Source organism: Millionella massiliensis, from assembly GCF_900104655.1.
In the GTDB taxonomy this organism is placed as follows: domain Bacteria; phylum Bacteroidota; class Bacteroidia; order Bacteroidales; family Rikenellaceae; genus Rikenella; species Rikenella massiliensis.
In genome coordinates, this window is record NZ_FNWD01000002.1 from 642,646 (window position 1) to 666,846 (window position 24,201).

Below are 24,201 nucleotides of genomic sequence, written 5' to 3' on the forward strand. Positions count from 1 at the left end.
CGCTCCGGAATTGCGAGTGCAAATATAGCGCTTTTCTCCATACTTGCAAACCTCAAAACAAAATTTTCAAAAAAAATATTCGATCAACAACCCATCACAACCGACCGACTCTCTTGCACAGCCCCCCCCAACACACTGTTCGTCACTTTCTTGAATACAATCATTAACCCAGACTCCACTTAGTACGTTTTCGCCCCCCGTACAGGTTGAACTATTTGACTCGAAAAGTGGCCAGCACTCCTTTGTGATCCGTCGGCCAGTTGTCAGTCGCAGGAAGCAGGAATGGATCCTTCGACGTTTCGACCATCCGCTCACCGCGACACACCGAACCCTTCGGCCCGAAAATCACAATATCTTTTAGTTTCAGGCGCCGATCCGGGCGATAGAAGATAAAATCGATCCGTTCACGCTCATCCGCCTTTGGGGCCCACAACAACTGGCTCATCTTCGCACCGGGACAGTCGGCCGGATAGGTATACCCGGGATGGGTCACCGGATTGGGATACTTCACCCGGTAAGAGTCGGCATAGCCAGCCTCTTCGAGCAACGTAGTCACCGTCCAGGGTACCACCATCCCGTGATGGTCGGCGCTGTCGCGCGTGGCCTCGGTCCAGTCCAGGTGCGACGGCTCGTTGAAATCGCCCGCCAGAAATATCAAATTCCCTGCAGCCGCATCGCGAGCCGCATCCTCGATAAAGAGCCGGATCGCATCGTCGCGTTGCGAAGCGACATTATCGGCCAGCACGCTCTCCAGATCGGTGTCCGGTCCGGGAAGCTCCTTCCAGGTCGTTCCGTCATATCCCCGCACCCGATAATAGGCACAATTCAGATAGTCCAGGTGAGCCGTATAGACACTCACGCGCTGTCCCTCGGGCAGTGTGGCTACCAGTTTGTACAGACTGCCGTGGTCATCCTTTTCGGGAAAAATCGTAACACTGTCCGAGATCGGGTATTTGCTGAGCAACCCCGAGTCCTTGCTTTTGAACGAGTAGTAGGTCAGCCCCTTTGCCCGGAGCGACTCGATCATCCGGTCGCAGAGACGCGTAGCGTTGTAGTTACGCACCTCGCTCAACATCACAAAATCGGCATCGGCATAGGCAATCTCATCAATCATCGACTCATAGCCGCCAGGAACCGACGTTCCCTCCTGCCAAATGTTGAGTTGCAGCACCTTGATCTCGCGTGCCGCCGCCGTCTGCCACATCAGGCCGGCCAAAAGCCCGACCGTCAGCATCCATACTTTTTTCATGCTATATCGTTTGGGTAAATAGTCAATTCACTCGATTCATTACGCGAGGTGCTCGACCAGCACCTTCACCCCGATCAGGATCAGAATCACACCGCCGATCAACTCAGCCCGCTCGCCAAGCCGTCCCCGGCTGCGCCGCCCCAAATACAGGCCGGTGAGCGACGAAACCAGCGTCACCAACGCGATGACCACCACCGCCGCCAGCATGTTGAGCAGCTGCGATTCGACCGGAATAATCGTGAGCGGCAACAGCGCCATGGCAATACCGGCTACCAGGGCATCAATGCTGGTTGCCACACCAAGCATCACGTTTCGCCCCAGTGCGAAGGGGTTTCCCTTGAGGTGTTCGTCATCCTCTTCGCCGAACGACTCCCAGATCATCTTCCCGCCCAAAAACAGCAATAGCGCGAAAGCAATCCAATGGTCATAGGCTTCGATAACGGTGCGAAAATTGGTAGCCACGGCCCAGCCGATCAGCGGCATCAGCCCCTGACTGAGACCCAGCACAGCCGCAAAACGAAACAAGCGGCGCCGCGTGCAGGCACAACACGACATTCCGCACGAGAGCGACACGGCAAAGGAATCGAAACAGAGACCGACAGCAAACAGGAAAAGAGTGATAAAATCCATAGAATGAGGCGAAGTCGTGATTTTGAAGGCGCTAATTTAGGGATTATTCCGCAGCGTCGCAACCCTCCTCCGGCCGCCACACCAGTTGCAGCAGCGGATAGGGCATCCCCTCGCCATCGCGGGCCAAACGTCCCACAGGAACAAAACCCATTCGTCGATAAAATCCTGCTGCCTGTTCATTCTGTTCGTTGACCTCCACGCATCGGCAACCCAGCGCATGAACGGCATGGATGATCAGCCGTTTCCCGATACCACAACCTCGGTAAGCAGAATAAACGAACAGCATCTCGATCCGATCCTCGTCGGTCCCCAAAAACGCCACGATACGACCGTCCGCCGTTCGGGCAGCCGTCAGACAAACGCTGCGCAGATAGAAAGGCATCCGTGTGCGATAAAACTCCCGGTCGGCCGGTCGCAGAAAATCGTGTGTGGCTCGCACCGAATCCTCCCACACCTCAACCAACAGCGGATATTCCGCCTCCCCGACCGATGTCAGTTCAATCTTCATCATGTGCGAAAATACAGATTTATTGATGTACATTTGCGCAAACCCACAATCAGCACCCGTGACCATGAAAATCGGATACGATGCCAAACGGCTTTTTTTTAACGGCAGCGGTCTGGGCAACTACAGCCGCAGCACCGTCGAGATGGTAGCACGCCAGCGCCCCGACTGTGCCATCGCACTCTTCTCGCCCAAAGAGGGTAACACGCAAGGCTTCGTACTCCCGCCTAATGCCGAGACACACACGCCGGAGAGCATCTTTTGCCACGGCCCGTTGCGAAGCCTCTGGCGCACGTACCGCATGGGACGCGACGTTCAACAGGCCGGGTGCGATCTGTTCCACGGTCTGAGCCACGAACTGCCGACCGACATTCGTCGCAGCGGCGTACCGTCGGTGGTGACGATGCACGACCTGATCTTTGTCCGGTATCCCGAGCTATACAAACCGGCCGACCGGGCACTGTACGTCCACAAATACAAACGCAGTTGCGAGATCGCCGACCGCATCATCGCCATCAGTCGCCAGACGCGCGACGACCTGGTAGAGTTTTGGCACGTCGATCCCGACAAGATCGACATCGTCTATCAGGGTTGCAACCCGATGTTCTACGACCCGATCGACGAGGCTGCCATCGAGACCGTCCGCCAACGGTACGGTTTGCCGCAGGGTCCTTTTATCCTAAGCGTGGGCACGGTCGAACCGCGTAAGAATCTGATGCTGACCGTCCGGGCCATGGTCGAGGGTTCTATCGATCTGCCGCTGGTCGCATGCGGCCGCTGGACGCCCTACAAAGAGCAGATCGAAGCCTATGCCAGCGAGCACGGGGTAGGCGAGCGGCTCTATTTCCGCAACAACATCCGTTTCGAGGACCTGCCCGCTATCTACCACATGGCGACTGTTTCGGTCTACGCTTCAATTTTCGAAGGATTCGGCATCCCGATTCTGGAGGCACTCAACTGCGGTACTCCGGTCATCACCAGTGCCGGCGGCGTCTTCCCCGAAACCGGTGGCGACGCTGCGCTCTACGTGGACCCGCAATCGGTCGGCGAGATGCGAAACGCTCTCGATCGAGTGATCAGCTCAGAGAGTCTCCGCCGCGAAATGATCGAACGGGGTCACCGCTATGCGTTGAATTTCCGCGAAGAGGCCCTATTTCCGCCCCTGTGGGCCAGCTACGAACGTACCCTTAACCGATAATCGTCGCCACAAGCTGCCGTCCCGACGCCCGGTTGCGGAACTCGCACAAATAGATTCCCTGCCAGGTTCCCAGGTTCAAACGTCCGCGCGTAATCGGTATCGTGACCGATGCACCGACAAGGCTGGTTTTGGCGTGTGCCGGCATATCGTCGTCGCCCTCGAGCGTATGGCGATAGTAAGGTTGCCGTTCGGGAACCAGCCGGTCGAAAATCGTACCCATATCGATCTGCACGTCCGAATCGGCATTCTCGTTCAGCGTCAGGGCTGCCGACGTGTGGCGGATAAACAGGTGGAGCAGTCCCGCATCGGGCAGAGCAGGGAGGTGGGCCAACACTTCGTCGGTTACCAGATGAAAGCCGCGTCCCCGCGGACGCAGCGTAAAACTCGTTTGTGTTACCATGTCCCGAAGGTAACAAATTCATCGCTGCCGGCATCCGCTCTGGCGCAAATCTTGCACTGTTACCGGAGAAACGACACTCCCCATGATTGCACATTACCTCAACATGATCGCCACCGGCATCAGCATTATCAGTCTGATAATCGTCACCTATGGGACTTTGGTTGCCACGATTGCCTTTGTCCGCAACGAGATCGGCCGGGCCACGGGCAGTTACTCGGGGCTGAACATTCGACGACTGCGGGCCTCGTTTGGCACGTATCTGTTACTTGGGCTGGAATTTCTGATTGCATCGGACATTCTGAAAACCGTTCTCGAACCGGGTCTCAACGAACTGGCCATACTAGGCGGGATCGTGGTATTGCGTACCGTATTATCGATTTTCCTAAATCGTGAGATCCGCGATCTGCAAACCGAAGAGCGGGGACAGCAAAACGAATAAGGGAGGTAAGACCATAATAATAACATACAACGGCTGTTAGAGGTACTATCCCTCATTGCTCCGCTACGAACATGGTGCCTTCGGGCACTCCGTCAGAGTGGTTTCTAACGTCATAAGCGATACGTAGTATCGCAAGCTCCGCCGCGAGCACGCGGACGCCGCCCGCGCAGGGCAGTCGGAGAACGATTTTATCTGAAAAATAGAGCCTGCTCAAAGAGAAACGAACGATTCGCCGCTAAGCAAATCGTTCGTTTCTCTCTTTTTCGTATTCGCGGGCTTTTGAAGCACAGCATCGCGAACCGTACGGAACCGCCCTCACGCCGGGCGGGCGGTGCCGCGGGCACTCTGAATAAGGAGTTTCTAACGATACAAGCGATACGCAGTATCGCCCGCTCCGCCGCGAGCACGCGGACGCCGCCCGCGCAGGGCAGTCGGAGAACGGTTTTCTCCGAGAATAAAACCCGCTCAAAGAGAGAAGAACGATTCGCCGTTGCGCGAATCGTTCTTCTCTCTCTTTCGCATTTCGCGGGCTTTTGAGAACACGGGTATCGAGGACAGTCCAGAACTGCCCTCACGCCGGGCAGGCGGTGCCGCGGGCACTCCGTCAGAGGGGTATTACCTCAAATAAACGTAAGCCGAAAGTCAATGTATTACAGGCTTTCTATGAGCACAATATACATGTTCCCACCCGCCCCCATAAGCCGTGACTAACGTATCTCCTCAGCCTTGAAACCCGCCTCGGTCACAATACGTACGATCTGGTCCGGAGTGAGCGAACTCTCTACCGTCAGCACCCTTTCCGGCACACTGAGATCCACCGACCAACTGCCGGCCGATACCCCGTTCTGTTCCAGCGCCGCCCCGATCTTCGCCGAGCAGCCGCCACATTTCGCATTGGTTTTGAATTTACAAGTAGCCATTTTTCATTTTGTTTTAACTGTCAAACACTAAGATTTACGCCATTTGAGCCGCAGGCTGTTGGTCACCACCGATACCGAACTGAAAGCCATGGCCGCACTGGCCCACATCGGGTCGAGCAACACCCCGTAAGCAGGGAAGAGCACACCTGCCGCAATCGGAATCCCGATCACATTGTAAATAAAGGCCCAAAAGAGATTTTGCCGGATCAGCCGTACCGTCCGATGCGACAGCGTGATGGCCGTGGGCAACAACGTCAAATCGGAGGTCATCAACGTCACCATGGCCACATCCATCGCAATATCGGTTCCTTGTCCCATCGCCACGCTCACCTCGGCACGAGCCAGCGCCTGTGAATCGTTGATACCGTCGCCCACCATCGCCACCCGCGCACCTGCCGTCTGCAACCGTTTCACATACTCCTCCTTGTCGCCGGGCAACACTTCGGCCTCAAAATGGTCGATTCCCAACTCACGTGCAACAGCGGCAGCCGTTTTGCGCCCGTCTCCCGTCAGCATATGCACCTCAATACCCATCCATTTCAATGTGCGCACCGCCTCAATCGAAGTTCGTTTGACCGGATCGGAAATAGCCGCCACAGCCACCAGTTCACCATCTCGCCCGTACCAAATCACGCTCATTCCAGCCTCCTGCCACCGTTCAGCCTGTCCCGTCGCTCCGGCCGGCAGTGCAGAAAGCCGTTCTTCGGCCAACGCCCGACTACCCACCCAATAGGTTGCCCCACCACTTTCGACTTCGAGTCCCCGACCCGTCACACTGCGAAACGTACTGAGTTCCGCTGTCATAACCTGTACGCTTTCACTTTCCAACGCCCGTACCACAGCCGTCGCTAACGGATGCTCCGACCGGTGTTCGGCAGCCAGTAAAACGGCCTGTGCTGACGGCCGTTCCGAATCCGGAACCAGCCACAGCCAATTCGTAACCGTCGGACGCCCTTCGGTCAGTGTCCCCGTTTTATCGAGCACCACCGTATCGACGTGGCAAAGATTCTCCAATGCATAAGCATCCTTAATCAGAATATGCCGTTCGGCCGCCTTGCCGATACCGACCATCAGGGCCGTGGGCGTGGCCAGCCCCAACGCACACGGACAGGCGATCACCAACACCGAAACAGCCGAAAGCAGGGCACTGGTCAACACCGCCGTGCCACCGATTGCCATCCACACGACGAACGTCACCAACGACAGCCCAATCACCGTCGGAACAAAGACCGCACTCACCCGGTCCACAATACGCTGAACAGGAGCCTTGCTTCCCTGCGCCTGCTGCACCATTTCGACAATACGAGCCAATACCGTCGCCATCCCCACAGCCTGAGCTTCGAGCACAAAGGCCCCCTTCTGGTTGATGGTTCCGGCCAACACGCGATCTCCGGAGGATTTCCCCACAGGTAACGGTTCCCCGCTAATCATGCTCTCATCCACATACGAGGCACCCTCGATCAACACACCGTCCACCGGGATTCGCTCACCGGGACGCACCCCTACACGATTGCCGGGGCGCAACTGTGCAATCGGAACCTCACGTTCCGTACCGTCCGCTTCCACCAGACGTGCCGTCTTGGGTTGCAACCCCATCAACTTGCGAATGGCCGACGAGGTACTGCCCTTGGCCCGTTCTTCGAGCGTCTTGCCCAACAACACAAAGGCTACGATCATCGATGCCGCCTCGTAATAGACATGCGGTTCGAGCCCCCGTTCAGACCACACCTGCGGGAAGAGGGTATTGAACAGACTGAAAAGAAAAGCGATCGAGGTACTGAGTGCCACGAGCGTATCCATATTGGCTTTGCCGTGTCGGGCCTGCCGCCAACCGGTAAGATAGAAACTGCGCCCCGAAAACAGCAGTACGGGCAGCGTCAGCACCAGCTGCACCCACGGTGACCACGCCTCGTGCATCCACACCATGCCGCACAACATCAGCGGTACGCAAAGTCCCCAGGCCACGATGGTTCGCCGCAGGAGCGAACGGTAATGCTTGCGTTGTTCCTGCTCCTGACGCTCAGCGACATTCTCCTCTTCGACGATCAAATCGTAACCGGCAGCCTGCACGGCCTGCTGCATCACGGCGGGGGTAATCACCGCCGGATCGTACTCGACCTGCAGGGTCCCGGCCGCAAAATTGACATTTGCCGCCTGCACCCCTTCGAGCCCCCGGACGGTGCTCTCCACATTGGCCGCACAGACGGCGCAACTCATCTCCAGCACCGGGATGGTTCGTTTTTCAACATTTTTCATAACTTCGTGAAGGGCAAAGATAACCCCGGACAAATTTATGGAAATTCTGCACAGTTTCGACCCGGTCGTTACACCAGCCAGCCGCATCCTGATCCTCGGCACCATGCCGGGCGTGGCGTCGCTGCGCAAACAGGAGTATTACGGTTTCCCGCATAACGCTTTCTGGAGAATCATTGCAGCACTGGCCGATCACGACACGGTGCCTGACGTTTACGAAGAGCGACTGGAAATGATACGCCGCGGCGGCATGGCACTATGGGACGTTTGCCACAGTTGCCGGCGCGTGGGTAGCCTGGACAGCAACATTTTGGACGAGGTTCCGAACGACATTGTCGCTCTGCTCGACAGTCACCCCTCCATCCAGACCGTCGTGTTCAACGGCACTCCGGCCCACAAGCTCTTTAAACGACACATCGGAATGAAAACATTGGAGGGTAGGGAAGTGTTGGTGATGCCCTCGACCAGTCCGGCCAACGCTTCGTGGTCCTACGAGCGCAAACTCGCCGCATGGTCAGTACTCAAAACACGTTTTTAGAGCCATTTTACGCTACGCCAGACTATTTGCAGACACAAGAAATCAGCGAACCACCACCGCCGGAGTACGAAAACTTTCGTATTCTGTTTATTTTGAGGTAATACCACTCTGACGGGGTGGCCGAAGTCACCGCCCGCCCGGCGTGAGGGTAGTTCCGTACGGTTCTTTTGATCGGAGGATGAATCGTTCGGTTTGCTTCACGGCGAACCGTCCGATGTGCTCCCGGGCCACGTTCTTCGACTGCGCTGCCGCGCGGGCCCCGCGTGCTCGCGGTGGAGCAGGCGATACTACGTATCGCTTGTATCGTTAGAAACTCCTCATTCGGAGTGCCCGAAGGCACCGCCTGCCCGGCGTGAGGGCAGTTCCGTACGGTTCTTTTGATCGGGGGATGGATCGGACGGTTTGCCTCACGGTGAACCGACCGATATGCTCCCGCGCCAAGTTCTTCGACTGCGCTGCCGCGCGGGCCCCGCGTGCTCGCGGTGGAGCAGGCGATACTGCGTATCGCTTGTGGCGTTAGAAACTCCTCATTCGGGGTGCCCGAAGGCATCGCCCGCCCGGCGTGAGGGCAGTTCCGTACTGTCCGCGAAGAACAGCAATGTATTTAGAAAAGCCCGCGAACGCTTTAAGAGAGAAACGAACGATTTGCCCAGCGGCCGAATCGTTCGTTTCTCTTTGAGCGGGATTTGTTCTCAGATAAACCGTTCTCTGACTGCCCTGCGCGGGCGGCGACCGCGTGCTCGCGGCGGAGCATGCGATACTACGTATCGCTTATGCGTTAGAAACCACTCTGTCGGAGTGCCCGCAGCAGAACAATAAAGATAACACCCCGTTACATGATATGAATTCCAACACACCCCAATGTTAGGCTGCCCGTTTTTTACGAATTCGCGGCAGTTTGGGAAACAACTTCCGGAAACGGAGCAGATACGCACCAATCCGTCCACCGGCAATAATCATGGTCACAGCTACAACAATCAACACAATCCCCCCGACAATACGAGGCGTAAGCGCTTCGCCAAAAATCATCACTCCGAAAAATACAGCCGTCAGAGGCTCCAAAGCACCTAGAATGGCCGTCGGCGTCGATCCGATATATTGAATGGCAATGGTGGTCGATACGAACGACACGACTGTCGGCAATACAGCCAGGGCGACCAGATTCAGCCAATGGTACCAGTGTGCCGGTACGCAGAGCCCGGAACCTACTCCAACCCGCACCACAAAGACGGAAAACCCGAATAACAGGGCGTAAAATGTCAATTTAACGGTAGGAACTTCTCGCACCCGCGGCAAATTGACCCCAACCATATAAATGGCATAAGAGAGCGACGAAGCCATCACCAGCGCCACTCCGGCCAGACTGAGCGTCGCATCCCCGTCACCTTTGTACAGCATGGCAATACCGACCAACGCCAGAGCAATACACATGACCGTCAACAGCGAGATCTTCTCCTTGAAAAAAATCGCCATGATGAGCGCCACCAAAATCGGATAGACGAAGAGCAGGGTAGAGGCAATCCCGGCCGCCATATAGGTATAACTCAGAAAGAGTGTCAGCGACGAACAGGCCATCAGCAAACCAAGTACAACCAGTGCCGGCAATTCACGCCGAGTCAACCGGAAGTCACGGCCTCGCCAACGAATCATCGCCCACAGGATCGGAATAGCCAACAGATAACGGAAAAAGAGAACAGAATCGGCATCCATCCCATCCTGATACAGAGGGAGGGCAAATAGAGGGTTCATCCCATAGGTGGCGGCAGCCACGGCCCCATAAATGTATCCTTTGGTCTTATTGTTCATGGTTCTTGCGGATTTTCGGGCGCAAAGATAAGCCTTGGCACGGTTATCCCCTCCCCACAGAAGCATATTTGACTCAAAAAGCGCATAATTCACATGGGGACCATCCTCGACTGTCCTTTTTGCGCGACACAGAAAGTCAAGAAAATAGGTGTGAGCCTCAATCAGCCGTATTACATAAACTTGGGTATGACATTCATTCGAAGTAATACCATTCATTCGGTGTGGCCGAAGCCACCGCCTGCCCGGCGTGAGGGCAGTTCCGTACTGCTCTCGATACTGTATGCAAAAAGCCCGCGAATACGGAAAAACGAGAGCAACGAACGATTCGGCCGTTGGGCAAATCGTTCGTTGCTCTATAAGCGGGATTTATTCTCAGATAAACCGTTCTCCGACTGCCCTGCGCGGGCGGCGGCCGCGTGCTCGCGGCGGAGCGTGCGATACTATGTATCGCATGTATCGTTATAAACCATTCATTCGGAGTGCCCGAAGGCACCGCCCGCCCGGCGTGAGGGCAGTTCCGTACTGTGCGCAATGTTGCTTCAAAAAGTCCACGAAGGCAATAAAGAGAGCAACGAATGATTCGTCGTTGCACGAATCATTCGTTGCTCTTTAAGCGAGATTTATTCTCAGATAAACCGTTCTCCGACTGCCCTGCGCGGGCGGCGGCCGCGTGCTCGCGGCGGAGCGATGAGGGAAGGGTACTGCCCTAAGATCAAAGACACAAAACACCCTCATCCAAGACATACGCTTCTCGGGCATTCTCCCCCAGGGAGCATCACCTGTTCGCGACACGCACAGCCCAAACAATTTTAAGTACATTTGTGCCGATTATATCATCCGCTTATGAAACGTAACCTCCTGTTGATCGTTTGGTCCATCACCTATGTGATCATACTGACCGGTTGTCGACACGCCAACCCGCAACCTCACCCCACCCCGACAGCTCCGGACTACGCCTCGGCCGAGAACTGGTTCGAAGGCGAGAGCATCGACCCCACTAAAAAATACGATGTGTTCTACATCGTTCCGACATGCGTATTCGACTGGACCGACGAAACAGGAAACGTATGCCACTACATGGATGTCCACAACGTTTCACACCGCCAGCAGGTTTCCGGTCCGCTCCATCTGGCACGCGGTATCTTTGCCGACGAGGCTAACTTTTTCGCTCCATACTACCGCCAAATCACCCTCGAATCATGGATGGAGAGCGACAGCGTGATCGAGTCACGCTTTCAACTCGCATACGACGATATTCAGGCCGCTTTCCACTACTTTCTAGAACACCTTAACCAGGGACGTCCTTTCATTCTGGCGGGACACAGCCAGGGCGGCAAGGCCGTGATCGAACTGCTCAAACGCGAAATGACGGACGAAACCTATCACCGCATGATTGCGGCCTATCCACTGGGTTACCCGGTCCGAACGACAGACGTTTCACCCTATATGGTTCCTGCCACGGATGCGGGGAGCACCGGTGTGTTCGTTACGTTCAACTCCGTATCGGCTCCCGACCGGCTGCCTCCATTGTTGTCGGGCAGTCGGGCAGCCATCAACCCGCTCAACTGGCGCACCGACACCGTCACAGCACCTGCGAGCGACCATCTTGGTTCCGTGTTCATGTCCTCCGACGGCACCATTACGTCCGAAGAGCAACATGTACTTTCGGCTCGTTTGGATACGGCAACGCAAGCACTGATCGTATCAGGCGCTGACCCGATGAAATATTACGTACCGTCATTGGCCGATCTGTTTCCGCCGGGCAATTATCACGTGGTAGAGCTCAACTTCTTTTACCGCAACCTGCAACAGAACGTAAAGCAACGTGCTACAACCTATTTTGGACGTACCGCAACTCTCTATAACCACCAGAAACAAGAGATAGGGATAGGGATGTCTTCAACAGCCCGATAAGATTAACTTGTGGTATTACATCTATTCGAGGCAATACCCCTCTGACGGAGTGGCCGAAGCCACCGCCCGCCCGGCGTGAGGGCAGTTCCGGACTGTCCGCGAAGAACAGCAATGTATTTAGAAAAGCCCGCGAACGCTTTAAGAGAGAAACGAACGATTTGCCCAGCGGCCGAATTGTTCGTTTCTCTTTGAGCGGGATTTGTTCTCAGATAAACCGTTCTCTGACTGCCCTGCGCGGGCGGCGGCCGCGTGCTCGCGGCGGAGCGTGCGATGCTCTGCATCGCCTGTTACTGTCTTTGTTAAGGGAAATGCTATCTGAAGTGTCCGGAAACGATAAAGTACTTCCAGTAGCGCAAAAACAAAAAAGAGGCAATCATAAGACTGCCTCTTTTTTGCGTGATCCCGCTGGGGCTCGAACCCAGGACCCCAACATTAAAAGTGTTGTGCTCTACCAACTGAGCTACGGAATCATCCTCTTACATTAGAGCAACTGTTCCCTTCAATTGCGGTGCAAAGGTATGCTTTCCTTTCCGTTTTTCCAAATATTATCGAAAATTTTTCAAAAGAAAAAATCGGCTGGCGCATCGACTCCGATGAAAACCAACCGATTATCACTTTAGCATTTCAATGCAACGATCCGCTATTCGTAAGCTCCCGACTTGAGAGCCGCCACCTCACGCGGTGTCAGGTAACGCCAGAAACCGCGACGCAGTCCCATCTTGGTCAGGCCTGCAAAATAGACACGGTCCAGCTTGACCACCTCGTACCCGACCGCCTCAAACATGCGGCGTACGATACGATTTCGTCCGGAGTGTAGCTCGACCCCCACTTCACGCGGGTTACCGTCCACAAAACTTACCTCATCGGCATAGATCGGTCCGTCTTCCAGCTCGATTCCGGTAACCAACTGATCCAGCACCTCTTCCGTGCAAGGCTTGTCGAGGAACACGTGGTAAATCTTCTTTTTCGAAAAACTCGGGTGAGTCAATTCCTTGGTCAGGTTGCCGTCGTTGGTCAGCAACAGGACACCGGTGGTATTCTTATCCAACCGCCCGACCGGATAGACACGCTCCTTGCATTCGCCTTTCAGCAGGTCAATCACCGTGCGATCGGCATGCGGGTCTTCGAGCGTAGTAACGTAACCCTTCGGCTTATTGAGCAGGATATAAACTTTCTTTTCCCCTTTGAGCAGTTCACCGTTCAACCGCACTTCGTCGCGACCCGGGTGAATTTTCGCCCCGAGCTGATCGACCATCACCCCGTTGACCGTCACCTCGCCCGCTGCGATCAGTTGATCGGCTTCGCGACGCGAACACACGCCCGACATGGCAATAAAACGGTTCAGACGCATCTCTTCGGGCATCACCGGAGCAGCCTCTTCGGTACGGAACTTGCGGTCACGTTTAGCAAAGGCAGGACGTTCACCATCGCGCTTGTCGAAACGCTGAGAGTAACCCTCGCGACGAGATCCGCGCTCATCGCCACGGTCAAAACGCTTTTTACCGCCCTGCACCGGACGTTCATCGCGACGACCGGCATGTGACGGACGCTCATCCCGTCGCCGTTCGTCGGAAGCGACACGGGGAGCATACGATTTCTTGTAACCGGGTCGAGCATTGGCCTCCTCGGCCGCATCCCGGCGGTTTTCTTCACTGCGGATGGCGCCTTCGCGGCGGATCCGGAAAAACGAGCGACCACTACGTTCATCCCGACCAAATGGGCGCTTCTTGTTGGAATCCTGATTATCCATGATTGTACGTTATCGCCTGATTGTTAAAATTTAGGCACATTTAATGAAAAACGTTGCAAAGGTACCCCTTATTTTCTAAATTTGCGCAACTTTTAAAAAATTCACCCCATGAAAGAATACGACTTCGACACATACATCGACCGGATCGGGACCGATTGTGAGAAATACGAAGACATGAAATCCGTCTTCGGCACCGATCAGGTGATCCCGCTCTGGATCGCAGACATGGACTTCGCAACGGCCGACTTCATTGTCGAAGCGATGGAACGCCGGATGAAACATCCGATCTTCGGCTACACGTTCCGCCCGCAATGCTACTTCGACGCCATCCGCGGCTGGGTCTACCGCCACAGCGGCTGGGATATCGACACCTCGTGGATTGCCTTCTCGCCCGGCGTAGTAGCCGGCGTGACCTTCGGCATGCTGAGCTGCACCAAAGAGGGCGATGGGGTAGTGATCCAACCGCCGGTCTATCATCCCTTCGGCAACACCATCCGCTACAACCACCGCACGGTGCTCAACAACCCGCTGATCCAGGACCCCGCCACCGGTGAATACCGGATCGACTTCGATGATCTGGATCAGAAACTGGCACAGGCCAAAGCCTTCATCCTCTGCAACCCCCACAACCCCACGGGGCGAGTCTTCACCCGCGAAGAGCTGCTGAAGATCGGCGAACTGTGTAAGAAGCACGATGTGACCATTATTTCGGACGAGATACACTGCGACTTCATCTTCCAACCGCACGAGCACATCCACATCGCCTCGCTCACCGAAGATCTGGCCAACCGCACCATCACGCTGATTGCCCCCAGCAAAAGTTTCAACGTAGCCGGTTTCTCGACCGCCGCAGCCATCATCCCCAGCCCCGAACGCCACGCCGCCTACCAGGCCGAAGTCGACAAAATCCATATCGAAAACGGCAACATCTTCGGATCGGTAGCCTTGAAGACCGCCTACGAACAAGGCGACGAATGGATGCGCCAGCTGCTCGAATACCTGCAGGGCAACGTCGATTTCGTGTACGACTTCATGACCGCCAACATCCCCTCGGTACACTGCTACAAACCCGAGGCAACTTTCCTCATGTGGCTCGACTTCCGCAAATGGGGCATGACTCAGGAGGAACTGAACCGTTTCCTGGTTCAGGAAGCCGGCCTCGGTCTTGGCGACGGATCAGTTTACGGCATCGAAGGAACCGGATTCCAGCGTCTGAACATCGGCACTCCGCGGTCAGTGTTGCAACGCGCCATGAACCAACTGCTCGAAGCCGTCCGCAAACACGGTTTGTAAACGCGAATTTTTACATAAAATTACTTCCGAGCCGTACCGATTTCGACCGGTACGGCTTATTTTTGTCTTATAATCCCTGTAATTATTACCAACAGAGATCCAAAATCAGCACCTAAAACGTCTATACAATAGCACTCCAACTCAAATACCTATGAAACATATCGCGATTCCCGTTTTGCTGATCTTGACCGGACTCACAACGTGGGCTCAGTCGTCCCGCACCATCGTCGTCGAAGGCCGCGTCGTCGATCGCCCGTACAGCCACACGGTGCTGATTTCTCCGTTTGGTCAGGATATGCGGGCCACCCCTCCCCAGGAGGTTTCGATCCACGACGGCCGCTTCCAACTGACGCTCGAAGCTCAACCGCAAGCCTACGAACTTACCTTTGCCGACGAGTGGCAACAGGGCGTCTGGCAACCGGTCGTATTCTTTCCCGATGCCGATACAATCCGGATGACCCTCTTCCCGATGGACAGCGCCTCGATGAACCGTATCGATGGCGGGGCGGATAACGCCGATCTCGCCCACATGGATTCTGTTTATACCTGTCGGACACCCGTTTTTATGGCCTGGGACTCCTTGCAACAGAGTCGCTACACGAACCATACTTTGTTCAATGCAGAAGCCGCTGCATTGCTCGATCGGATAAACCACGAAGAGGATCGTGCGACCCTTGACAGCCTTCTGAAGATTTGGGACGCAAAACAAAAAGCCCGCACCCACATGACTCCCGAGGCTACGGCTACCGACCGATTGATGTGCGCCTATCGCGACTCGGTGAACGAGGCTCGTTACGAACATATCCGCCGCCATCCCTCATTGGCCGGATATTACCGGCTTTATAGCGAACAATTCTTCAAACAGCCGGGAGATGCTGCGCGCGAAGAGATCTATCGCACGGTCTATGCTGTACGCTATCCGGAACATCCGTACACCAAACAGCTAGATCAGATGTTCTACCATCGGATCGAAACCGGCAAGCCGTTTGTCGATTTCGAAGCACCCGATCTCAATAACCACATGCACCGCTTATCGGAAAAAATTGCAGGGAAAATTGCCCTTATCGACCTTTGGGCATCGTGGTGCGGTTCATGCCGTCGCAACAGCATAGCGGTCATTCCGATTTATAATGAATTTAAGGACAAGGGGTTTACTGTTGTGGGCGTGGCACGCGAGAGCGACAATACCAATGCGATGCGCCAGGCCATTGAAAAGGACGGTTATCCGTGGTTGAATCTGGTGGAGTTGAACGATCGGGCGGGCATCTGGCAGCTATATGGTGTCAGCAATGCGGGTGGCGGACAATTTTTGGTCGATCGGGACGGAACGGTGTTAGCCATCAATCCGACGGCTGCCGAACTGCGCAAAATACTTAGCGAGAAGTTAAATTGATTAGCCGTAGACACGGTGCCTTCGACCACTCCGTCAGAGGGGTATTACCTCGAACAGATACCATCCCAAAGTTTATGTATTGCGACAGTTAAAGGTATTGCCTAATTTTCTGGTTTTTCAATTATTAGAGGCACTACCAATCATCGCTCCGCCGCGAGCACGCGGACGCCGCCCGCGCAGGGCAGTCGGAGAACGGTTTATCTGAGAACAAAGCCCGCTCAAAGAGAAACGAACAATTCGTGCAACGGCGAATCGTTCGTTTCTCCTTTTTTCGTCTTCGCGGGCTTTCTAAATACAATGCCATTCATCGCGAACAGTATGGAACTGCCCTCACGCCGGGCGGGCGGTGGCTTCGGCCACCCCGACAGAGTGGTATTGCCTCAAATAGATGTCATTTCAAAGTTTACGTATTACGGCTACTAGAGGTAGTACACGATTTCTTGTTTTTGCAATGTTGGAGTTGCCACCCAGTCATCGCTCCGCCGCGAGCACGCGGACGCCGCCCGCGCAGGGCAGTCGATGACGTTTTATCTGAAAACAAAGCCCGCTCAAAGAGAAACGAACAATTCGCGTAACGGCGAATCGTTCGTTCCTTTCTCTCTATTTCGCCATAGCGGGCTTTTTGATGCAGTGCATCGCGAACTGTATGGGACTACCCTCACGCCGGGCAGGCGGTGCCTTCGGCCACACCGTCAGAGGGGTATTACCTCGAATAGCGGTCATCCCAAAGTTTATGTAGCACGGCTGTTCAGTGCTGCTCCAACTTTCGTGATTGCAAAACCAAATCACCAATCATTACCGATCCCTCACTTGCCGTATCTGCTCCAAAAACTGTAATGACCGTTCGATCGTCTTGCGATACCGTTCCTCTTCGACACAATTCCGATTCTCCTCGGGATCTCGTTTATGGTCGAACAACATCCGCACTTTCCCGCCTTTGCTTTTCGGCCACTCGGCATAGTTGTAACGCCGATCCACTGCATTGTCACCCCCGGCCCACTGTACATAAACATGTTCCTTCGCGCCGCGGCCACCTCCCCGCAATAACGGTACGAAACTCGTGCCGTCGAGTTGCCCCTCCGGCTCGTCCAACCCACACAACTCACACAGAGTGGGGTAGAGGTCTACAAATTCCACCACCCGACGTACCGTTTTCGGCCTTAGGCCTGGCACCCGCACAATCAACGGCACACGTGTAGCCCGATCCATCAGGTTGTGCTTACCCCAAAAGTTATGCTCCCCCAAGTGCCAGCCATGATCACCCAACAGAACCACCACCGTATTATCGGCCAGCCCCAACGAATCCAAAGCATCCAAAATCAATCCGACCTGGGCATCCACATAGCTGACCGATGCGTAATAACCGTGTTTCGCTTCGCGCTGGAAATCCTCGTCATCAGTATCGCTGACTCGGGCATAGGAGAAAATCTCCTGCGAGCCCTGCACCTGTTTGGGCAGTCCTTCGGGACGGAAACGATTGTCAGCCAGCGGGATATCATCACGCCGGTAGAGGTCCCAATACTTTTTGGGGGCATTAAAGGGCAGGTGAGGGCGCCAAAAACCACACGCCAGAAAAAACGGTTCCCCGGCATCGCGCAACCGCGCCAGGTCGGCCACCGTACGCAACGCCCCTTTCCCATCGTCGTAAGCCGAATCAGGGACCTCGGCCGCCTCACAGAAGGGGCCACGCATCGTCTTCGGATTAATCGTCCGCCCCGAGGCATCGTTCATCCAAAGTTCCCACTTATTGTACTCGGCCCAGTCCTTGCCGTATCCTTCAGGGTGGACACGCCACGGGTATTCGCTCCACGTATCGTCGTGATCTTTCAGATTGTGAAAAACCTTGCCATTGGAGACCGTATGGTATCCGTTGCGGGTAAACCACTCCGAGATCGGAATCGCATCGGGAGCATCACGACAAGCCCAGGCATCGAACGCCACGAAACGATCCGGGTAACGCGGATAAATTCCCGTCAACAGACTCGCACGCGAGGCCCCGCTCACCGGAACGTTGCAATAAGCATTTCGGAACAAAATACCTCCGGCTGCCAGCCGATCGATATTGGGTGTATGGATAGCCTCAACGCCGTAACAGCCCAGTTCAGGCCGCAGGTCATCGGCTATCAACATTAAGACATTAAGCGGACGAGAAACCTTTTGCTGAGCAAGCGCGGCACCGGACACGGATGCGAGACCGGCCATAATCAACCCGAAAGAGTATGGATTCATATGCATAAACATACAGTAAGAAACGTCCTGCCCTCAAGAGGGGGCCAATTTGGAAACCTCTCTACGGACCGAACCTTTCCGCCAAGGATTAACAAACAGTATTTCGGGGATAGTTGATTGTAAAAATACAATAATTCTGCGATTCTCCCACCTAATACTCCCTGTCGGAAGATGATTTCCTACTCTTAACACTACTTATCGGAGCGGCCGAAGCCACCGTGCCCGTGGCAAAGCAATGAGGGGTAGTACTCCTAATAATTGTCATGCCAGACAATTAGACAATACCTCTAATAGCCACACTACATAAACTTTGGAATGACATTTATTTGAGGTAATACCACTCTGACGGAGTGCCCGAAGGCACCGCCCGCCCGGCGTGAGGGCAGTCCCAGACTGTTCGCAATGCTCTGTGCTCAAAAAGCCCGCGAAAGCGAAAAAAGGAGGGATGAACGATTCGCCGTTGCGCGAATTGTTCATTCCTCTTTAAGCGGGCTTTATTCTCAGATTAAACCGTTCTTTGACTGCCCTGCGCGGGCAGCGTCCGCGTGCTCGCGGCGGAGCAAGGAGGGGTAGTACTTCTAATAATTGTCATGCCAGACAATTAGGCAGTATCTCTAACAGCCGTATTCCCCCACAACTTTGGTACAACATCTATTCGAGGCAATACCACTCTGACGGTGTGGCCGGAGCCACCGCCCGCCCGGCGTGAGGGCAGTCCTGAACTGTTCTCAATGCTGTTTTTCAAAAGTCTGCAAATGGGAAAAAAGGAGAGACGAACAATTCGCCGCTGGGCAAATCGTTCGTCTCTCTTTGAGCGGGCTTTATTTTTTAGACAAAACCGTTCTCCGACTGCCCTGCGCGGGCGGCGTCCGCGTGCTCGCGGCGGAGCAACGAGGGGTAGTACCTTTAATAACTGCCAAACCAAAAAATTAGGCAATACCTCGAACAGCCGCACTACATAAACTTGGTATAACATCTATTCGAGGTAATGCCCCTCTGTCGAAACGCCGATACTTCACACCCTCTAATTGCTATACCTGAAAACAATTATCTCCTTGCAGCACAAACCTTCGAATCCGAAAAGCTCCAACAAAGAACGATCGGCATCCAATAAGATGCCGATCGTTCTTTGTATTCTGAGTTTAGACTCCCTACACCTTGCCTCAATCTACAATGGGGAAATCTATATTTTCACTGTTTTCGTTCCAGTCATCATAGGTGAAGTCACCGGGATTACCATCAGGCAAAATCTTCCCGATACTGATATTGAGCGTCAAACGCGTATTCGGCGACAGAGTAGTATTCAAATTCTGAGTCAACTTGAATTCCGTACCGTCGTAGAGGGTAATCAACAACTCGAGCGGAGGGTTCTCAGCCGAAGGGAAGAGCATAACCGTAGGGTTTTCATACGTAAGGCCGTCTTCCGAACGGGTCAACTCGAACTGCACGGTTTTCGTCAGATTCTCCGCTTCACCCGTGTAGAAATTAATCTTTTCGGCAATACCGCCAATGTTGACTTTAACATTAGCAATTTCGGGAATAAACACACTACCATCCGACTGTTTGACAATCACCTTCAGCCCCGAGCCGACCCGCGTCAGTGACGTTTCGAGCGCATCGGTTCCAATATGGGCCGTTTTGACCGCATGTACCAAGTCGTAAACCGGCGAATAGATGCCGTCACCGATACTGCGCAGACTAAAATAGAGCTTCGAGACATCGGCTCCAGCAGTCAGCCCCGGCGAAACAATCTGCGGCGCGTTGTGGATCGGCTCGTCATATTTGGGCGTTCCCCAGTAAACCATGTTATAATCACCCGTGGGCAGATGAATCTCACGATTGTAGTTGCCGAACACATCGCCACCCACAATCATGTAGAAACCGTAAAACACGCTGAGCCGCCCGTTGACATAATTGCCGAAATAGATGGGCGAATCGTCGCGGCAGGGATAAATTTCCAACGCACCGGTGAAAGGTCGTTGGTCTTTCGATTCGATGATGCGCGCGCTGACCTCCGGCGTAATCAGATCGGCTTCGGCCACCTCGTCGTTGTTACTCTGCGTATAGCACTCACGTTTGGAGCAGGAAGAGGAGACCATCGCCAACAGGAGGATCGCTGCAGGGAGGGAAAAATACTTCATATTGATCGAAATTTAATATTAAAACAGACTGCAAGCATCGTGCCAAGTACCGAAAAATTCTGGACATAATCAAGTCTTTTTTCGCCTCAACCGTCGGTACGATTCGTCTCCGCTTTCGTCACTTTCCGCCTACAAAGGTTGATATTCCCGAAAATAAACATTAACTTCGGACTGTTTTGATCTCAAAATTAACCGACTAACTCAAACTTTTACCATGCTCAAAACACTCAAAGCCATTACGTTGTTCGTACTGACAACAGCCCTGATCTCTGCCTGCGGCGACGCATCGGCCAAAGCTCCACGCATGAAACACGTCGTACTGATCGGCAGCGACGGTTTCAGCGCCGAAGTAATCGCCAAAAATCCCGGCAAATTTCCCAACCTCGAACGAATGATGCAGGAGGGTTCCTACACCCTGCATGCCCGCTCGGTGCTACCCTCGTCGAGTGCCATCAACTGGGCTACGCTGCTCATGGGAGCTGGGTCCGAAATGCACGGATTTACCGAGTGGGGCAGTCAGACCCCCGAAGTCAAACCGATCTATGTCAATAAATACGGATTCTTCCCGGGTATCTTTGGTGAAGTGCGTGAACAGATGCCCGACGCCGTAACCGGTGTGATTTACTCGTGGAACGGGATCGGATACCTCTATGAAAAAGAAGCCGTCGACTTCAACCAAGCATTTCCGGACGATGACGATGCAGTAACCCGTACAGCCTGCGATTTTCTGAAAGAGAAACAACCTACGCTGGCCTTCATTTATTTGGCTCAACCCGACGGTGCCGGACACACCAAAGGCTGGATGACACCGGACTACATTGCAGCCTGTGAAAAAATCGACTCGCTGGTAGGCGTGATTTATGATTGCGTAAAAGAGAACATGGACCCGAAATCGACTGCTGTTATTTTCGTCTCTGACCATGGTGGAAAGGGGACTGGTCACGGTGGAAAAACGATGGAAGAGATGGAAGCGCCCTACATCGTTGTCGGCCGCGGCATTCCGGCCAACCACGAAATCGACCGGATCGTGATGCGTTACGACAACGCGCCGACCATTGCCGAGCTGCTGGGCATCCAGGCACCCGAACAGTGGTACGGTAAATCCGTGCTGCGCTAACCATCCATTGCTCCGCCGCGAGCACGCAGACGCCGCCCACGTAGGGCAGTCGATGAATGGTTTTATTTGAGAATAAAGCCCACTTAAAGATAAAGGAACGATTCGCACAACGACGAATTGTTCCTTTATCTCTTTTGCGCTTTCGTGGACTTTTTGATATAGCATCGCGAACAGTACAGAACTGCCCTCACGCCGGGCGGGCGGTGGCTTCGGCCACTCCGAATGATTGGTATTACCTCGAATAAGTGTAATACTAAAGTTTATGTAATACGGCTGTTTGCCGTACATCTTAATTTATCGATTCTGCAATTATTAGAGGTACGACCCCTCCTTGCTCCGCCGCGAGCACGCGGACGCCGCCCGCGCAGGGCAGTCGGAGAACGGTTTTATCTGAAAACAAAGAAGAGCGGTCAGGACATAAAGTTATGTCCTGACCGCTCTTTTTCGGTTCCAACAGGATCGGATAGGGCTGTTAGAAAATCGGGTATTTTACGAATACCTCGATAGCCTGATATTCAGCCATACCGAGTTTGTCGTACAGTTGTGCGGTAGCCTGAGTACGGTCTTCAGCACGTTCCCAGAATTCACGTTTGTCGTCACCGGGGAAGGGCACAATGTCTTTCTGCGAGAGGTGGCGATAGATGGCGTGACGTTTTTTGATCACTTCATCCGGGCTCAACGGCACAGCCATGTCGACCATATCGAGATCCCATTCCTGCCATGCCCCGCGGTAGAGCCACATCACGCAATCGTTCAGCCATTTGTCGCCTTCCTGTTTGATCTGGTTGACAGCAGCCAGAACGATTTCGATGCAGACACGGTGCGTACCGTGCGGGTCGGAGAGGTCACCGGCAGCGTAAATCTGATGGGGTTGAATCTTACGCAACAGCTCAATTACGATGTCAATGTCGGCCTGCGAAATGGCACCTTTCTTCACGGAGCCCGTTTCGTAGAACGGGAGGTTCAAGAAGTGTACGTTGGTATCATCATTGAGGCCGAAACTACGGTCTGCGGCACGAGCCTCGCCACGACGGATGGCACCTTTGAACATGCGGAGTTCGAGCGGTTCGGGCTGACCTTTAACCTTGCTTTGGATCAGTTTCTTGAAGTGTTCGTATTTGTCTTCGAAGCCGCATTCGCGAGCGGTGTCGAGGGTTTGGAGGACCACGTCGTCATGCACGGCAATGTTACCAGAGGTCTGGTAAGCCACATGCACATCATGTCCCTGGTCAGCCAGACGAATAAAGGTACCACCCATCGAGATCACGTCGTCATCGGGGTGCGGGCTGAAGATAACCACCCGTTTCGGGAAGGGGAACGAACGGGCCGGACGGGTCGAGTCGTCGGCATTGGGTTTTCCACCGGGCCAACCAGAGATCGTGTGCTGCAGGTCGTTGAAAACCTGAATATTGATCTTATCGTAGGTCAAACCGGTTTCATCGATCAGCTGACCGAGGCTGTTGTCAATATAGTCCTGATAGGTGACTTTGAGGATCGGTTTTTTCACCTTCTGGCAGAGCCACAGCACGGCTTTACGGATAAAGCGGTTGGTCCACACGCAGCTGCCCACGAGCCACGGAGTTGCCACACGGGTCAGGTGCGAAGCGGAGTCTTCGTCCAGCACCACTTCCACATTGGCATGGTTCTGAAGGTAGGAAGCAGGAATCGAGCCGTCCACGCTGCCTTCCACCACTTTGGCGGCCACTTCCGATTTGTCTTCGCCCCAGCCGATGAGCACGATCCGTTTTGCCTGCATTACGGTAGCGATACCGATGGTCAGGGCACGGGTCGGCACGTTTTCGATGCCGTAGAACGAGGAGGATACCCGTTTACGCGAAGCGTTGCTGAGGGCTACGACACGCGTGCGGGTGTTCTGATACGTACCGCCTTCGTTGAGCGCGATCTGACCCTGGTCGCCCATGCCGAGCAGCAGGATGTCGATACCGCCGGCTGCATGGATCTCGGCTTCATATTGTTTGCAGTATTCGCTGACTTGACTGGCCGGTACGGTCCCGTCGAGGGTATGGATCTGGTTGGCCGGAATATCCACCTGATTGATCAGTTCTTCGTAGAGCGAGTAGGTGTAGCTCTGCTGTTCGGTGGGGTTGATCGGGTAGAATTCAAACAGGGTAAACAGCACCACGTTTTTGAAGCTCAACCCTTCGCTTTTGTGACGGCGAACCAGTTCGCGGTAAACGCCGATCGGCGATTTGCCGGCGGTCAGTGCCAGCACGCATTTCTGACCGGCAGCAGACTTGGCTTTGATCGTTTCGGCGATCTCGGCGGCTACCCGGAAAGCACCGTCTTCGGCCGTAGCGGCGATATAGGTCGGGATACGTTCGAAACGGGTAATAATGTCCATCGGTTCGGCCCCGACTTTGAGACCGCCTTCGGTTTTGAGTTTGTAATTGGTACTCATAACACTT

General features: G+C 54.4%; 18 protein-coding genes and 1 tRNA gene. 7 read left to right on the forward strand and 12 right to left on the reverse strand.

The annotated features are described in order from the left end of the window. Window positions 1–211 precede the first annotated feature (211 nt). The 3 genes from BQ5379_RS02735 to BQ5379_RS02745 are packed head-to-tail and all read right to left on the reverse strand — an operon-like array spanning window position 212 to window position 2,390. Window positions 212–1,249: an endonuclease/exonuclease/phosphatase family protein gene (locus BQ5379_RS02735; RefSeq protein WP_071134021.1), complete on the reverse strand. Its 1,038-nt coding sequence runs from the start codon at window positions 1,247–1,249 to the stop codon at window positions 212–214. Between the two features lie 39 nt (window positions 1,250–1,288). Further along, window positions 1,289–1,879: a manganese efflux pump MntP gene (locus BQ5379_RS02740; protein ID WP_071134022.1), complete on the reverse strand. Its 591-nt coding sequence runs from the start codon at window positions 1,877–1,879 to the stop codon at window positions 1,289–1,291. Between the two features lie 43 nt (window positions 1,880–1,922). Then, window positions 1,923–2,390 (reverse strand): GNAT family N-acetyltransferase, encoded by a 468-nt coding sequence (locus BQ5379_RS02745; protein ID WP_162841066.1) that lies wholly within the window; start codon window positions 2,388–2,390, stop codon window positions 1,923–1,925. Window positions 2,391–2,451: 61 nt separating this feature from the next. On the opposite strand from BQ5379_RS02745, the gene BQ5379_RS02750 reads away from it, so the two are divergent. Continuing rightward, window positions 2,452–3,582, forward strand: coding sequence for a glycosyltransferase family 4 protein (locus BQ5379_RS02750; RefSeq protein ID WP_071134023.1), 1,131 nt, complete (start codon window positions 2,452–2,454; stop codon window positions 3,580–3,582). Here BQ5379_RS02750 and BQ5379_RS02755 read toward each other — a convergent pair. Beyond that, entirely contained in the window at window positions 3,572–3,982 is a 411-nt protein-coding gene (locus BQ5379_RS02755; RefSeq protein ID WP_071134024.1) for a secondary thiamine-phosphate synthase enzyme YjbQ, read from the reverse strand. The two genes, BQ5379_RS02750 and BQ5379_RS02755, sit on opposite strands and share 11 nt — an antisense overlap. 82 nt (window positions 3,983–4,064) lie before the next feature. Here BQ5379_RS02755 and BQ5379_RS02760 point away from each other — a divergent pair, with 82 nt between their 5' ends. Next, window positions 4,065–4,421, forward strand: coding sequence for a DUF1622 domain-containing protein (locus BQ5379_RS02760; protein WP_071134025.1), 357 nt, complete (start codon window positions 4,065–4,067; stop codon window positions 4,419–4,421). Between the two features lie 707 nt (window positions 4,422–5,128). Here the strand turns inward: BQ5379_RS02760 and BQ5379_RS02765 are convergent. Continuing rightward, window positions 5,129–5,341 carry a heavy-metal-associated domain-containing protein gene (locus tag BQ5379_RS02765; RefSeq protein WP_071134026.1) on the reverse strand — a complete coding sequence of 71 codons (213 nt, stop codon included), beginning with the start codon at window positions 5,339–5,341 and terminating at the stop codon, window positions 5,129–5,131. A gap of 27 nt (window positions 5,342–5,368) precedes the next feature. Further along, window positions 5,369–7,597: a heavy metal translocating P-type ATPase gene (locus tag BQ5379_RS02770; protein WP_071134027.1), complete on the reverse strand. Its 2,229-nt coding sequence runs from the start codon at window positions 7,595–7,597 to the stop codon at window positions 5,369–5,371. 37 nt (window positions 7,598–7,634) lie between these two features. Between BQ5379_RS02770 and BQ5379_RS02775 the strand changes: the two genes are divergently transcribed. Beyond that, window positions 7,635–8,132, forward strand: coding sequence for a DNA-deoxyinosine glycosylase (locus BQ5379_RS02775; RefSeq protein WP_071134028.1), 498 nt, complete (start codon window positions 7,635–7,637; stop codon window positions 8,130–8,132). Window positions 8,133–8,996: 864 nt separating this feature from the next. Here the strand turns inward: BQ5379_RS02775 and BQ5379_RS02780 are convergent. Beyond that, on the reverse strand, window positions 8,997–9,938 hold the full coding sequence (locus BQ5379_RS02780; RefSeq protein WP_071134029.1) for a DMT family transporter: 942 nt from the start codon (window positions 9,936–9,938) through the stop codon (window positions 8,997–8,999). 843 nt (window positions 9,939–10,781) lie between these two features. On the opposite strand from BQ5379_RS02780, the gene BQ5379_RS02785 reads away from it, so the two are divergent. Further along, window positions 10,782–11,852, forward strand: a complete 1,071-nt coding sequence (locus BQ5379_RS02785; RefSeq protein WP_071134030.1) for a DUF3089 domain-containing protein — start codon at window positions 10,782–10,784, stop codon at window positions 11,850–11,852. A 397-nt stretch (window positions 11,853–12,249) separates the two neighbouring features. On the opposite strand, the gene BQ5379_RS02790 is transcribed toward BQ5379_RS02785, so the two are convergent. Together BQ5379_RS02790 and BQ5379_RS02795 are read right to left on the reverse strand one after the other, a co-directional pair. Next, window positions 12,250–12,322, reverse strand: a tRNA-Lys gene (locus tag BQ5379_RS02790). A 170-nt stretch (window positions 12,323–12,492) separates the two neighbouring features. Continuing rightward, a complete protein-coding gene (locus BQ5379_RS02795) occupies window positions 12,493–13,602 on the reverse strand; it encodes a pseudouridine synthase (RefSeq protein WP_071134031.1) in 1,110 nt (369 codons plus the stop codon). Between the two features lie 108 nt (window positions 13,603–13,710). On the opposite strand from BQ5379_RS02795, the gene BQ5379_RS02800 reads away from it, so the two are divergent. Next, window positions 13,711–14,895 (forward strand): MalY/PatB family protein, encoded by a 1,185-nt coding sequence (locus BQ5379_RS02800; RefSeq protein ID WP_071134032.1) that lies wholly within the window; start codon window positions 13,711–13,713, stop codon window positions 14,893–14,895. 151 nt (window positions 14,896–15,046) lie between these two features. Then, entirely contained in the window at window positions 15,047–16,288 is a 1,242-nt protein-coding gene (locus BQ5379_RS02805) for a peroxiredoxin family protein (RefSeq protein ID WP_071134033.1), read from the forward strand. A 795-nt stretch (window positions 16,289–17,083) separates the two neighbouring features. Here BQ5379_RS02805 and BQ5379_RS02810 read toward each other — a convergent pair. Both BQ5379_RS02810 and BQ5379_RS02815 read right to left on the reverse strand, forming a co-directional pair. Continuing rightward, window positions 17,084–18,490, reverse strand: a complete 1,407-nt coding sequence (locus BQ5379_RS02810; protein ID WP_071135514.1) for a sulfatase — start codon at window positions 18,488–18,490, stop codon at window positions 17,084–17,086. Between the two features lie 1,190 nt (window positions 18,491–19,680). Beyond that, the gene (locus BQ5379_RS02815) at window positions 19,681–20,658 is read right to left on the reverse strand and encodes a FimB/Mfa2 family fimbrial subunit (RefSeq protein WP_205408191.1); all 978 of its coding nucleotides are present in this window, start codon (window positions 20,656–20,658) and stop codon (window positions 19,681–19,683) included. A 214-nt stretch (window positions 20,659–20,872) separates the two neighbouring features. Here BQ5379_RS02815 and BQ5379_RS02820 point away from each other — a divergent pair, with 214 nt between their 5' ends. After that, entirely contained in the window at window positions 20,873–21,775 is a 903-nt protein-coding gene (locus BQ5379_RS02820; RefSeq protein WP_071134035.1) for an alkaline phosphatase family protein, read from the forward strand. Between the two features lie 472 nt (window positions 21,776–22,247). Here BQ5379_RS02820 and BQ5379_RS02825 read toward each other — a convergent pair whose 3' ends face one another. Continuing rightward, a complete protein-coding gene (locus BQ5379_RS02825) occupies window positions 22,248–24,194 on the reverse strand; it encodes a 6-phosphogluconolactonase (RefSeq protein ID WP_071134036.1) in 1,947 nt (648 codons plus the stop codon). Window positions 24,195–24,201 lie beyond the last annotated feature (7 nt).